This window comes from Mesobacillus campisalis (genome assembly GCF_000986785.1).
Classification (GTDB): Bacteria; Bacillota; Bacilli; order Bacillales; family Cytobacillaceae; genus Mesobacillus_B; species Mesobacillus_B campisalis.
On sequence record NZ_LAYY01000010.1, the window covers coordinates 109,151 to 122,484 of the forward strand.

Genomic DNA, 13,334 nt, shown 5'->3' on the forward strand with positions numbered 1-13,334 from the left:
AAAAATTTGGCGCCGGAAAGATGTTTGTCTAGTTGCTATTCCAATACTTCCAGAATCGCCTTTCCTACTCCGCTTTCATCATTGGTCGAGGTTACTACATCACACTCGGCCTGAATCGCAAACCCAGCGTTTCCCATCGCCACTGCTCTTCCTGCGCGCGTGAGCATTGACAAGTCATTCTCGTTGTCGCCAATGGCCATCGTTTCCGACATTTCCAATCCTCTTTCTTTTACAAAAGCTTCAAGTGCAATCCCTTTCTGCGCTTTTTCGCTTGTGATCTCAATATTGGAGTGCCCGGATGAGCTGAGCGCCAGCCCTTCAATCACCGACAATGCTTCCCGGCCTTCCGCCTGCTTCTCGTCATCAAAGGAAAAGGCGAGAAACTTGTAAATCTGGTGCTCATCATTGTCAAACAGCTCATCATAGCTGTCAACCACATGAACAAGCCCTTTCTCGAACCTTTCTTCTGCTCCTTTTAAAATGACATCCACCGGAGCTTCAGGGTTGGCTGAAGAGAAAATGTCCACAATGACCGTGATTCCTTTATCGCGGTCATCCGTAAAGGTCCCCTGATTCGTATATACTTCAAAATAAATTTCCTTTTCATTAAGGATCCTTGCAGCTTCCTTCGCCTGGGCCTTTGACAGCGGATTGGTCGCAACCACTTCGCCATCAGGGGAGCGTACTTCTGCGCCATTGACACAGATCGCGGGCAGCTGCAGCCCGGCCTCCCTCAGGACAAACATCGCCTCATCGTATGAACGGCCTGTTGCCACGACCACTTCAACGCCTTGTTCCTTTGCTTGTAAAATTGCCGACTTGTTTTCTTCCGTAATTTGCTGCGCCGAATTCAATAATGTTCCATCCATATCTGTTGCAATGCACTTAATCATGTTTTTCACCTTCTATGTAGTTTATCCAGGCGCCACTACTGCCAGGAATTTGGATATGTGCCATTCTACCATGAATTGTCTTCATTCTCCCGGAAAAAGCCTTGCAGGCAAATGGCGGCTTCCTTCACGAACGCTGAGCGGCGCAAGCCGATGGGAGGAAATAAAGCTTTTCACCGATTCCGGATTGGTCTTCGAATATTCCCTGAGCGCCCAGCCAATCCCTTTCTGGATAAAAAACTCCTTGCTGTCTGCATTGAGCGTGATATAGCGGTAAAGCAGCTCCTCATTTGTCCGCTCCTTATACTTCAATTGAAAAATGATTGCCGACCTTCTTAGCCACATATCACTGGCCACAGCCCAGTGCTCGATTTCCTCCTGAATCAGTTCGGGATGATCCGCGGCAATTTTCCCAACCGGTTTCTGCGCTAGCATGTCGACCGTATCCCACCATGATTTGCTCGTAATCAGCTTCTTCATCAGATAAAAATGCTCTTTCGTGAGCTGCTTAAGGAATTTTTCAATATAATCCATTGCAGCTGCCTGAAGTTCCCGTTCGGGAAAGTCCCATAAAGAAAGGACAAATTCCTCGCTAAAAGGCTGCTTCAGAATGCCTGTTTCCGTAAAGAATTGTTTTTCAATTTCCCTCCTTTGCGGCGTCTTGATGCCAAAGAACGGAAATTTACCTTTCATATAGGCCTTCATATGTACCGCATTTTCCTTATTTGCCTTTTCTGCCATCATGCTTCTTAACTGTTCCGCCAGTTTTTTCATGTCGTTACCTCTATCCTGAATATTTTCATTATTGCCGTATGGCACTGGGGTGATTCCTTTATATTGGCTTCGGTTACGTTTACAATTAATTATAACCTGGCTGTGTTACATTAGCCTGTTGATTTCCATTACAGGCGCTTCGCTTTCCGCGGGCGGCCCGGAGAGCCTGTCTTGCTTCGCCTCCTAGAAACTCAACAAACTTCAGCTCCTCCTGCAGAAGCAAAGAACGCTTCTTTGTCGGAGCCTCCAGTTTGCTCGTTTCTGGACAGTCGGCATACGCATTTCTTACTCCTCGGTGCTTCGGCACCTGCGGGGTCTCCCCTGACCCGTACTCCCGCAGGAGTCTCGCGCCTTCCACTCCAATCAACAGGATTGACAATCACCAATCGCCGTTAACACAGCCAACCATAAAATAGACTGGAGCTAATGGCATGCGTTCTGAAAGACGTCTTGATTGGAAATCGCTTTTTCATTTGATGAGGGGGGCCAATGTGCCGAAGTGGATGATCGCTCTTGGGATTGGCCTCAGTCTGCTGGAGACGGTGGCCAGGCTGATTGTTCCCTGGTTTACTAAGAACCTGGTGGACCAGTTGTCGATTGCGGCCCTGGATCCTTCCATCATCGTGCTTCTGGGAATCACCTTTATCCTGCAGACAGCCGCTGGTGCTTTTTCCTATTACTTCCTGGCGTATATGGGTGAAAGCGTGGTCGCTTCCATCAGGAGGGAGCTGTGGAACCAGGTGCTGCACCTGCAGATTCCTTATTTCGACCAGCATGAATCTGGCGAAACGATGAGCCGCATCACCCAGGACACCAATATTGTCAAAAACCTGATCACCCAGCACCTAATCACCTTTATCACCGGAATCATATCCATCATCGGTGCGGTCGCCATCCTCCTGGTTATCGACTGGAAGATGACGCTGATCATGATTACCTCTGTTCCCCTCGCCCTGCTGATCATCATGCCGCTCGGGCGGAAAATGTATAAAATTTCAAAGGCCACCCAGGACGAAATGGCCGGCTTTTCGGGGAACCTTGGGCGAGTGCTGTCCGATATCAGGCTCGTAAAAGCCTATCATGCCGAAAACGCCGAAGAAGCCAAAGGCAACACAGGCATTTCCCACCTGTTTCAGTTCGGCCTTAAGGAAGCAAAAATCCAGGCAGTGATTTCGCCATTCATGACTTTTATCATGATGCTTGTGCTCGCCATTCTCATCGGGTACGGTGGCGTCAGGGTCGCCTCCGGCACGCTGACGGCTGGCTCGCTCGTGGCCATCATCATTTACATGTTCCAAATCGTCGTGCCGTTTGCGCAGATGGCCTCCTTCTTTACGGCGCTTCAAAAAGCAACCGGCGCAACGGAAAGGATCCAGGAAATCCTCGCGCTCGAAAGGGAAAACAACGGAAAAGGGCTTCCTGTCCATCATGCCGACCAGAACCTTTCCTTTGAACATCTCTCGTTCTCCTATGAAAACGAAACGCCGATTTTAAAGAACATTTCTCTGGAGGTTCCTGCGGGGAAAACGACCGCTTTTGTTGGACCCAGCGGCAGCGGCAAGACCACCATCTTCGGTTTAATCGAACGGTTTTACCAGCCAACACAAGGGCGCATCCTGCTTGGAAACAGCCCAATCCATGATTTCAGTCTGGCTTCATGGCGCAGCCAGATTGGCTATGTCTCGCAGGAAAGCCCCATCATGTCAGGCACCATAAGGGACAACATTGCCTATGGAATGGAACGGGAAGTCACAGATGAAGAAATCAGGGCAGCTGCAAAGCGTGCCAATGCCGCAGAATTCATTGAATCCCTTCCCAAAGGCTACGAAACCGAGGTCGGTGAACGGGGGATCAAGCTTTCAGGCGGACAGCGCCAGCGGGTCGCTATCGCACGCGCACTAATCCGCAACCCTCAGATCCTGCTGCTTGACGAAGCAACCTCCAACCTCGACAGCGCTTCCGAGGTGCTGGTGCAGAAGGCTCTCGCTGTGCTCATGGAAGGACGGACCACCCTTGTCATCGCCCACCGCCTGTCCACAGTGGTCGATGCCGACCAGATTGTCGTGATAGAAAAAGGCGAGATAACCGGAATCGGTACCCATCAGGAACTGCTTTCCAACCATGATTTATACAGGGAGCTTGCCCAGCAGCAGCTCCGGGGCGATCAAGCATAAAAGTTCGGCTACCATCCGGACTATTTTGTTTTTTTACAATAATATTCTCCCAGTTCGTTTAAGCTAATAATATCCCGGGAAATAATACACGGAATTATCAGATACGTAAAAAGGGTTGGCAAAAATATTATTCTGCATTAAAATGAACAAGTCTTTATAAATATGTATTTTAAGGGTGGTTTAGTTGAAACAGGCATTACGCAAAAAGCTGACAATATATAATGTTTTACCGTTCTTAGTCCCTTCCTTGCTGGGCATCTTTTTATTTATGGTCCCACTTTCGTACAATGGGGAAATTACTATTCCAATTGCGATTCTTTCCGGCTGGGTCCAGGATTGGCTTGGGGCCTACCTTCCGGAGATTATGACAGCCATCATCGTCATCACCTTGATTGGCACACTGCTTGCGAAAACAATCCGCCCCGAAATGATGGAGCGGAACAAGTTCTTCAAATCCCTATTCGATGTTCCGCTTGTCTGGTTCATTGCCAGGATCCTTGGCGCCATCTTCGCGGTTATGGTCTTGTTTCAGCTCGGACCCGAAATGGTCTGGTCTGAAAATACCGGCGGATTGCTGCTGAATGACCTGCTTCCGGTCCTGTTCGCCGTATTCCTGTTTGCAGGAATGTTTTTGCCACTGCTGCTGAACTTCGGATTGCTTGAGCTGTTCGGCATGCTGCTGACCAAGGTCATGCGCCCAATCTTCAGGCTTCCGGGCCGCTCATCAATCGATACGCTGGCTTCCTGGCTTGGCGACGGCACCATCGGGGTCCTCCTGACAAGCAAACAGTATGAAGAAGGCTTTTATACAAAACGCGAGGCAGCCGTGATTGGAACTTCCTTCTCGGTTGTATCAATCACATTCAGCCTTGTCGTCATTTCCCAGGTTGGACTTGGGCATATGTTTGTTCCGTTTTACCTGACCATGACGCTGGCAGGTTTGGCGGCCGCCATCATCGTTCCAAGAATCCCCCCGCTTTCACGGAAGCCCGATACGTACTATGAGGAAAAATCGGAGCATTATTCGGAAGATAAAATTCCCGATGGCTACACCCCGTTTTCCTGGGGATTGAGCATGGCCGTTGACCAGGCAGCCAAGAACCGCAGTTTCCGCGATTTCTTTGTTGCCGGCGGAAAGAACATCCTCGATATGTGGATGGGCGTAGCGCCGATTGTTATGGCACTCGGGACCGTCGCCCTGATCATCGCGGAATATACACCGTTCTTCCAGTGGCTTGGCATGCCGTTCATTCCGCTGCTCGAGCTGATGCAGGTTCCGGAAGCAAAAGCAGCTTCAGAAACGCTGGTTGTGGGATTTGCCGATATGTTCCTGCCATCCGTCATCGGCGCAAGCATCGAAAGCGAAATGACCCGATTCATCATTGCAACGGTTTCCGTGACCCAGCTGATTTACATGTCCGAGGTCGGCGGACTGCTGCTAGGATCGAAAATCCCGATTTCCTTCTGGGAACTGTTCGTGATTTTCCTGCAGCGTACTTTGGTTACCCTGCCAATCGTCGTCCTTGTTGCCCATATGATTTTTTAAGATAAAAAGTGCTCCGGCTGGGGCACCTTTTTTCGCATTGGTGGAGCAAAAATAGAGCACTCATCCCGAGTGCTCTCCCATTTCACTTTTTGGCCAGCTTTTCAATTTCCGCATGAATCCTTCCGGCCAATTCCTCAACCTTTCCAAAATCCATCGCCGGCTTGTAGATCTCTTCAAGCTCGTCATGCAGGCTCTTTGCTTTGGCAAGCGACGCAATCGCCTTGTTCATATTTTCCCGGTATCTGCCTGCACAGTCGGCGATTTCTGCCGCGAACTTTTCGTCGGTATCGCCGTTGATCACTGTTCCATACAGCTCGACAACCTCATCATTCTCCCGTTCCGGAAAATACTCATGCGGAGCGGTGCTGTCAAAAATCGCGAAACCCAGCTCCCTGACAATAATCATATCAAGGCTATGTGGATCGAACCCGCAATGATAGACCTCGGTGTCAAAGCCCCTGTCCTCCGCCTCGGCGGCAATTTTTTTCAGCAGCGTCGACTTCCCTGAACCTGGGCGCCCTTTGATCAGGTAGCGGTTCAGCCCTTCTGTCAGGTTCGGCACAAAATCAACCGCTCCTTTTGGTGTCGCCGCACCGAGGTAACGGTGCCGGATATCAGCTCTCTTTTCAAGCCGCTGCCCACCAAAGAACTTTTCAATCAGTTCATTTGTCAGTTCATCCGCCTTCCCGAAGTCCATGTTCTCAATATAAATCTTTTCCCATTCATCGTGGACAATCAGGGCATCGTAAAACGAACTGTAAGCAGCCGAGAACGCCGCAGAAATCCCGGCTGTCAGTTTTTGAATTTCTGCCTTCTGCTCCTTGAGCGCGGCCGAGTCCCAGGCCTCTCCGAGATTCACATACTCTTCCACCGCTCCCGGAGCTTTTGGCTCAATCACATGAGGAGCCGTTCCGTCCACAATCCCCACGCCCAGCGAGCGGATGATCATGCCGTCAATCGACTCATTGTCGGAGGAGCAATGAAGATACTCAATGTCATAGCCTCTTTCATTCCACTCTTTTCCGAGCTTTTTCATCAGCGAGGACTTGCCCGTCCCCGGACCCCCTTTTAAAATGAACAGGCGGGACAGGCCCTCCAGATTCGATTCATATAAACTATAAAATCCGCGGGCTGTATTTCCGCCGGCATAATAATTCAATACCTTTCCCATCTGAAACACTCCCTTCAGCCGCCACCGACGGCGAAATTGTTTCCCATTTACTTTATGCGGCCGGTGGGCGCTAGGTGAATGCCCATCTCAAGTTCCTGATAAAAAAAGCCCGTGCCTGGGCACGGACTCACTTCACTAAATCTGCAAACGTCGCTTCTGCTGCCTTCTCCAGGTCAGCAGAAGCCAGTTCCACCTGCAGCCCGATTTTACCCGCGCTGACAACGATGGTTTCAAGCGCTTCGGCCTGCTGGTCGACAAAGGTAGTGTACAGCTTTTTCATCCCGAGAGGCGAGCAGCCTCCCCTGACATAGCCGGTATATTTCTGGATATCCTTTACCGGCAGCATATCGACCTTCTTCTCACCTGCCGCCTCGGCCGCTTTTTTCAGGTCCAGTTCGGCCTCGACTCCAATGATGAACACATACAGCTCCTTGCTTTTTCCTTGGGCAACAAGTGTCTTGTACACTTGGCCGGGCTCCTTGCCAATCTTGGCAGCCACGGATACGCCGTCAATTTTCCCATCCTTATTATCATATGAATGCACACTATAGGGGATTTTTTTGCTGTCCAAAAGCCGCATTGCATTTGTCTTACTGCCTGCCATATTTATTCCTCCATCACGTTGTTATCTCCATTTTACTGATTGGCCGGCCTCATGGGCAAATGCGAGTAAAATAATTTCCGCCGGGTAAATGTGGAAAAGACAGCATGAATTGAAAAGGAATGGAAAAAGTAAAAGTATGACGAATGAGGAGGACACGCCCATGACCAACCAATCAATGCCCCAGTTCCCGGAATCGTATTGGTTCCAGAACCTTGACCTGCCAACATTCCCGAAACTCCAGGGTGACGCCCAAGTTGAAGTCGCCATTGTCGGCGGCGGCATGACGGGCATCACTGCTGCTTACTTGCTTGCCAAAGAAGGCCGGAAAGTGGCGGTGATTGAGGCTGGGAAGATTTTCAATGGCACGACCGGACATACAACGGCCAAGGCGACCGCGCAGCATGGCCTTATTTATGATGAACTGATCAGCCATTTTGGCGAAGACAAAGCCCGTCTATACTACCAGGCCAACGACCAGGCGCTCCAATTCATAAAAAACATCGTGAGGGAGCATGAGATTGATTGTGATTTCTCCGAAGAAGACGCCTATATTTACACCAATTCCTCCCAGAAGATGCAGAGCCTGATTGATGAATATGAAGCATATCAAAGGCTTGGCATCAAAAATACGGAATACCTTTCGGAAATCGAGATTCTCGTCGAGCATAAAGCAGCGATTGCCATGCGGAGCCAGGTCCAATTCCACCCGTTAAAATATTTGAAACATCTTGTCGAGCAATTAACGAAGCTGGGCGGGCAGATTTATGAAAATACAACCGCCGTTGATATGGAAGAAGGCGATCAGCCGGTTGTAACCACAAGGGATGGCCACAAAGTCTACTGCCAGCAGATGATCATCGCCTCCCACTACCCGTTCTATGATACGAAGGGATTCTATTTTTCCCGGCTTGAGCCGTCGCGTTCCTATGTTCTGGCCGTCAAACCGGAGAAGAAGTATCCAGGCGGGATGTACATCAATGCCGAGAAGCCGACACGCTCTTTGCGCTCCGTCACCTACAATGGTGAACAGCTGATCCTGTTTGGCGGACATGAGCACCATACCGGGAAGGAGAAGAACACCCACCAGTATTATGAAGCAATTGAAGCTTTTGCACGCGAAACATACGGCATCGCTGAAATTCCGTACCGCTGGTCAGCCCAGGACCCGACCACATTGGATAAGCTCCCGTTCGTCGGCCGCTACTCTCCGACCGTGGACAATATCTATGTGGCCACCGGCTACCGTAAGTGGGGCATGACCAACAGCACCAATGCCGCCCTGCTTTTGACCGACCTGATCATGGAAAGGGATAATCCGTTTAAAGACGTGTTTGATCCGAATCGCTTCCATGCTGATCCGGACGTCAAGAAATTCATTTCCATGAATGCCGTCGTTGCCAAGGATCTGGTTAAAGGCAAGCTTGAAAGACCGGCCACCGACCCGGACAGCCTGAAGAACGATGAAGGCGCCGCCGTTATGATCAACGGTGAACGCGCCGGGGCGTACCGCGATGAAAACGGTGTTCTCCACCTGGTCGATACCACTTGCACCCATATGGGCTGCGAACTGGAATGGAACAATGGCGAACGCTCATGGGACTGCCCGTGCCACGGCTCCCGCTTCTCCTATAAAGGTGAAGTCATGGAAGGACCTGCAGAAACACCGCTGAAAAGGATTGCGGAAAATAGCTGAACACCATCAGAAGCCCCTTTGAACTGGGCTTCTTTTTTTGGATAAAATTGGTGTTTGGCTTATAAATCAGTGAATATGGAAAATAAAATGTTTTTAATGGAAAGTAAATCTGCTGGAATGGAATATAAAATGTTAAAAATGGAACATAAATTACGGAAAATGGACAATAAATCAGAAACCGGAACAAAAATCAGAATCCCCAACATAAACCAGAATCCAGAACATGATTCTCAACCCCGGAGTATTCATCCCCATTAAAAAACCGGCCCATACACAAGACCGGTTCAATCACCCTATTCCAGTTCCGCTCCCATCAATACCTTATGAATCCAGATGGCCGCCTGCATGCCATCGCCCATCGCAATGGTCACTTGTTCCGAGTGGGCGACAACATCGCCTCCCGCCCAGACATTTTGGACATTGGTCATTTTCGTCCGCGGATTCACTAGGATATGCTTATTGGTGTGCAGTTTAACCCCTAGCTGCCTGGCCAGCTGGGATTTCACTTCATTGCCGCCAAAGGCAACAAAGCCGCGCTCCCCTTTGACCATTTCCCCGTTTTCCAGCTGAACTCCCGAGAAATCAGCTTCATCTGCCAGCACCATTTTAATGGGTTCTTTCACATAGGTGATGCCCTTTTCCTCCATTTTCGCGAGAATTTCTTCGTCAACGGCCGTTCCCTCATGGTTCACATACGTAAGCTTGCTTGTCCAATAATTCAGTGTCAGCGCCATATTGGCCCCCGGGTTGCCTGAGCCCATCACGACTGTCTCCCGGCCGGAGACTTCATAGCCATCGCAGTCCGGACACACATAGACAGACATCCCAAGGCATGGCATCAGTTCCGGAAAGGGAGGGAGACGGTCCATGATTCCGGTTGAAATCATTAAAGTTTTTCCCTGGTACAGCCTGCCGCTTTCCGTGCCAATCATAAAGCCTTCATCCGTTTTTTCTGCTGTCACAGCCTGGTCTTTGGCAAACTCGGCACCAAGTTTCTCGGCATGCTTCCTTCCAAGACTCCTGAGTTCGGGGCCGCTCACTCCATCAGGATAGCCGAGAACATTATGGTAACAATGGCAGATGGACGAGCGGCCCTCACCCGCATCAATAACCAGGACATTATGTTTATAGCGCCCGAGCTGGATTGCGCTCTGCAATCCGGCAATCCCGCCGCCGATAATGATTGTATCGTAGATCAACAGGTTCACCATCCTTTTGAGTTCACTCTTATTCATAATTCCCTTAACAGTAAGCCGTAATCTTTTATCAACATAAAAAAACGCCCCAAACTCAAGGGGGCGCTGCCAATCAGGAACGATAGGCTTCCATTATTTTATCCAGCGACAGTTCCGCCGTGCTGCTGTAGACAAGATCGGCTTTATCGAAATTCTCCTCAGGGCCGACGGCAACCGCGAACATGCCTGCACGTTTGATGGCCTCAACGCCGGCCGCAGCGTCCTCCACGCCAATGCAGAACTCAGGATGGACGCCGAGCATTTCGGCTGCACGCAGGAAAACCTCTGGATGAGGCTTGCCATTCACCACCGTGCTGGCATCGACAATCACGTCAAACTCTTCCATCAGCCCCAGCCGTTCCATGACCGTAAACGCATTTTTGCTGGCCGACGCCAAGCCCAATTTCAGGCCTTTAGCCCGGATGTCGTCAATCATCTGGCGTATTCCCGGCAGCAGGTCACCAGGTGTGATTCTTTGAATCAGCTGCACATAGTGATCATTCTTGCTGGCCGCGAGTTCCTCTCTTTCCTTTAACGTAAAAGCGTCCTGCTTTCCGCCGAGCCGGAGGATGATTTCCAGTGACTCCATCCGCGAAACGCCCTTCAGCGCTTCGTTATCCTCACGTGTAAAAAGAATTCCAATCGAGCTCGCGAGCTCCTTCCACGCCAGGAAATGATACTCGGCACTGTCTGTGATGACGCCGTCCAAATCAAAGATGACGGCTTCAAGCTTTCTTGCCATACTAAACCAACTCCCATTTGCCATTGTGAAGAAGGGAGACAGGCTCCCTTCCCATTTTACTAGCAATCTATTAACGCAGTTCCACACTCAGCTTCCCATCAACCGGCAGCTTAAGTGTTTCATTGTACATTTGCAGCTCCAGCTCCGGGCCTTGCTGCGTGAGGATGACCTTTTCCTGGCTCACCTGCACTTTTAGATAATGGCTGCGATACAGGATCTTAAAGCTGTATTCCTTCCAGGCCTTCGGAATGAACGGAGCGAAGCTTAAGTTTTCATTGGCGGTCCTCATTCCGGCAAAGCCCTGGACAATTGCCAGCCATGCTCCCGTCATGCTCGTAATATGCAGACCGTCCTCGGTGTCATTGTTGTAATTGTCGAGGTCGAGGCGGGCCGTGCGGTTGTACATTTCATACGCTTTTTCCTCCATCCCGAGTTCGGCTGCCAGGACAGCGTGAACACTCGGCGACAAGGAAGATTCATGAACTGTCATCGGCTCGTAAAATTCAAAGTTGCGCCGCTTTTCTTCCTCCGTAAATTCATGGTTCAGGAAGTACAGGCCCTGCAGCACATCCGCCTGCTTGATGAAGCAGCTGCGCAGGATTTTGTCCCATGACCAGTTCTGGTTAATCGGACGTTCCTCCGGCGCCAGCTCATCCACCGTCATCAGGTCTTTATCAAGGAAGGTGTCATGCTGCACGAAGACCCCAAGCTCTTCATCGTAAGGGAAATACATGTTTTCAATGATATCCTGCCACTTTTCAAGCTCCCCGCCTGTAATTCCAAGCTCCGCAACACGGCCCGCCCTGCCGCTCTCCTTTAAATACTCAATGGCTTCAAGCGTATATTTCAGGGTCCAGACAGCAATGGTGTTGGTGTACCAGTTGTTGTTCACATTGTTTTCATACTCATTCGGGCCCGTTACGCCGTGGATCATGTAAACATTCTTGCGCTTGTTATAATGCACCCGGTCCGCCCAGAAACGCGAGATGCCGGCAAGCACATCAATGCCGTACTCATGGAGATAGTCCTTGTCTCCCGTATAATTCACATAATTATAAATCGCATAGGCAATCGCCCCGTTGCGGTGGATTTCCTCAAACGTAATTTCCCACTCGTTATGGCACTCAATGCCTGTAAAAGTCACCATCGGATACAGTGCGCCCTTAAGGCCCTGCTTCCCGGCATTGATGAAGGCCCCGTCAAGCTGGTTATGGCGGTAGATAGCGAGATTGCGAGCCACTTCAGGCTCCGCCGTTGACAAATAAAGCGGTAAGGCGTAAGCTTCGGTGTCCCAATATGTAGCTCCGCCGTATTTTTCGCCGGTAAACCCTTTAGGGCCGATGTTTAAGCGGGAATCTTCCCCGTAATAGGTGGAGAACAGCTGGAAAAGGTTAAACCGGATGCCCTGCTGCGCTTCATCATCGCCCTTGATTTCGACATCGGCAATTTCCCAGCGTTTCAGCCAGCCTTGCCTATGTTCTTCAAGAAGCTGGACATAGCCTTTCTGGAGTGACCGCTGAAGCACTTCCTCCCCTTTGACAACAAGGTGGCTGGCTTCATGGTCGCGGTCCGTTGTCACGGCCACATACTTGTAAAGAGTGACAGTCTGACCCTGTTCTCCTTTCAGATAAATCCTGTTTTCGGCGTATTCCGGCTTTTGATACACACTGACGCCAAGGACTTCTCCTTCGGCAACCGCTTGCATAACAGTCGCTGCTTTAAACGTCGGAGTTCCAAATGGATTATCCTTCGTTTTCATCACTAGACTTGCCTTATATTCAGATGCCTGCCGGCCAATTTCATCCCAAAAATCTTCTTCGTAATTTGCATCCTCGTTGCGCACATCTCCATCCAGGTACGGAATGAAGGTGATTTTGCCGCTATAATTGATTGGTGTGACACTATAGGAGATAACCGCAAGCTCTTTCTCGGCTACAGACAGGAAGCGGACAGCCTTCACAGCGGTCTCCCTGCCGCCAGATTCGACCGTAAAGGTTCGCGTCAGCACGCCATGCTGCATATCAAGTTCACGGTAATAGTCCTTTACATTGGCTGTGTAAAGATCAACTTCTTCGTCCTCGATAAACAGGCGGATCCCCAAATAATTAGTAGAATTAATGACTTTGCCAAAATAGTCCGGATAGCCATTTTTCCACCAGCCTACCCGTGTCTTGTCAGGGAACCAAACACCAGCTATATAGGAGCCGCGATGAAAATCACCTGAATAATTCTCTTCGAAGTTGCCGCGCATTCCCATATGGCCGTTTCCAAGGCTCATGATGCTCTCGGCAAGCCGAAAATCCTCCATATGGAGTTCCGTCTCGACGATTTTCCAGCTATCGATACCAAATAATCTTTTCATAGCTATATCACCCTTTTAGATTTTGTACAAACGTTTGCACACATTATATCACGCTTCCCTCCCTTTACGATATATTCCTGCCCATGTTTTTATGTCTGTTTTTTGTTAGTATCCTGCCTCGTATGAATCTATAACTTTTGAAC

Annotated in this window: 11 protein-coding genes; 3 read left to right on the forward strand and 8 right to left on the reverse strand. The window is 49.9% G+C overall.

Annotation, left to right across the window (positions count from 1 at the left end):
* Positions 1-35: 35 nt before the first annotated feature.
* The 3 genes from WQ57_RS11130 to WQ57_RS11140 form a co-directional block, all read right to left on the reverse strand.
* Entirely contained in the window at positions 36-893 is an 858-nt protein-coding gene (locus tag WQ57_RS11130; RefSeq protein WP_046523842.1) for a Cof-type HAD-IIB family hydrolase, read from the reverse strand.
* An 81-nt stretch (positions 894-974) separates the two neighbouring features.
* Positions 975-1,664, reverse strand: a complete 690-nt coding sequence (locus WQ57_RS11135) for a DNA alkylation repair protein (protein ID WP_046523843.1) — start codon at positions 1,662-1,664, stop codon at positions 975-977.
* A gap of 85 nt (positions 1,665-1,749) precedes the next feature.
* Entirely contained in the window at positions 1,750-1,971 is a 222-nt protein-coding gene (locus tag WQ57_RS11140; protein WP_046523844.1) for a hypothetical protein, read from the reverse strand.
* 124 nt (positions 1,972-2,095) lie between these two features.
* On the opposite strand from WQ57_RS11140, the gene WQ57_RS11145 reads away from it, so the two are divergent.
* Positions 2,096-3,838, forward strand: coding sequence for an ABC transporter ATP-binding protein (locus WQ57_RS11145; protein ID WP_046523845.1), 1,743 nt, complete (start codon positions 2,096-2,098; stop codon positions 3,836-3,838).
* Positions 3,839-4,022: 184 nt separating this feature from the next.
* The gene (locus WQ57_RS11150) at positions 4,023-5,384 is read left to right on the forward strand and encodes a YjiH family protein (protein ID WP_046523846.1); all 1,362 of its coding nucleotides are present in this window, start codon (positions 4,023-4,025) and stop codon (positions 5,382-5,384) included.
* A gap of 82 nt (positions 5,385-5,466) precedes the next feature.
* Here WQ57_RS11150 and WQ57_RS11155 read toward each other — a convergent pair whose 3' ends face one another.
* Both WQ57_RS11155 and ybaK read right to left on the reverse strand, forming a co-directional pair.
* Positions 5,467-6,555 carry a PRK06851 family protein gene (locus WQ57_RS11155; RefSeq protein WP_046523847.1) on the reverse strand — a complete coding sequence of 363 codons (1,089 nt, stop codon included), beginning with the start codon at positions 6,553-6,555 and terminating at the stop codon, positions 5,467-5,469.
* A gap of 127 nt (positions 6,556-6,682) precedes the next feature.
* Entirely contained in the window at positions 6,683-7,159 is a 477-nt protein-coding gene (ybaK, locus tag WQ57_RS11160; protein ID WP_046523848.1) for a Cys-tRNA(Pro) deacylase, read from the reverse strand.
* Positions 7,160-7,319: 160 nt separating this feature from the next.
* Between ybaK and WQ57_RS11165 the strand changes: the two genes are divergently transcribed.
* Complete coding sequence (locus tag WQ57_RS11165; protein ID WP_046523849.1) at positions 7,320-8,852, forward strand: FAD-dependent oxidoreductase; 1,533 nt, start codon at positions 7,320-7,322, stop codon at positions 8,850-8,852.
* Between the two features lie 293 nt (positions 8,853-9,145).
* On the opposite strand, the gene WQ57_RS11175 is transcribed toward WQ57_RS11165, so the two are convergent.
* The 3 genes from WQ57_RS11175 to WQ57_RS11185 all read right to left on the reverse strand — a co-directional run bounded on the left by WQ57_RS11175 (position 9,146) and on the right by WQ57_RS11185 (position 13,197).
* Positions 9,146-10,051, reverse strand: coding sequence for an NAD(P)/FAD-dependent oxidoreductase (locus WQ57_RS11175; RefSeq protein WP_046523851.1), 906 nt, complete (start codon positions 10,049-10,051; stop codon positions 9,146-9,148).
* A 109-nt stretch (positions 10,052-10,160) separates the two neighbouring features.
* Positions 10,161-10,829, reverse strand: a complete 669-nt coding sequence (gene pgmB, locus WQ57_RS11180; RefSeq protein WP_046523852.1) for a beta-phosphoglucomutase — start codon at positions 10,827-10,829, stop codon at positions 10,161-10,163.
* Between the two features lie 70 nt (positions 10,830-10,899).
* Positions 10,900-13,197 carry a glycoside hydrolase family 65 protein gene (locus WQ57_RS11185; protein WP_046523853.1) on the reverse strand — a complete coding sequence of 766 codons (2,298 nt, stop codon included), beginning with the start codon at positions 13,195-13,197 and terminating at the stop codon, positions 10,900-10,902.
* Positions 13,198-13,334: the final 137 nt, after the last annotated feature.

What these genes read in the sequence shown, in the direction of transcription:
- WQ57_RS11155 (WP_046523847.1), bottom strand. Translation starts at nt 6,555, where the DNA reads ATGGGAAAGGTATTGAATTATTATGCCGGCGGAAATACAGCCCGCGGA.
- pgmB (WP_046523852.1), bottom strand. Translation starts at nt 10,829, where the DNA reads ATGGCAAGAAAGCTTGAAGCCGTCATCTTTGATTTGGACGGCGTCATC.
- ybaK (WP_046523848.1), bottom strand. Translation starts at nt 7,159, where the DNA reads ATGGCAGGCAGTAAGACAAATGCAATGCGGCTTTTGGACAGCAAAAAA.
- WQ57_RS11145 (WP_046523845.1), top strand. Translation starts at nt 2,096, where the DNA reads ATGCGTTCTGAAAGACGTCTTGATTGGAAATCGCTTTTTCATTTGATG.
- WQ57_RS11130 (WP_046523842.1), bottom strand. Translation starts at nt 893, where the DNA reads ATGATTAAGTGCATTGCAACAGATATGGATGGAACATTATTGAATTCG.
- WQ57_RS11135 (WP_046523843.1), bottom strand. Translation starts at nt 1,664, where the DNA reads ATGAAAAAACTGGCGGAACAGTTAAGAAGCATGATGGCAGAAAAGGCA.
- WQ57_RS11165 (WP_046523849.1), top strand. Translation starts at nt 7,320, where the DNA reads ATGACCAACCAATCAATGCCCCAGTTCCCGGAATCGTATTGGTTCCAG.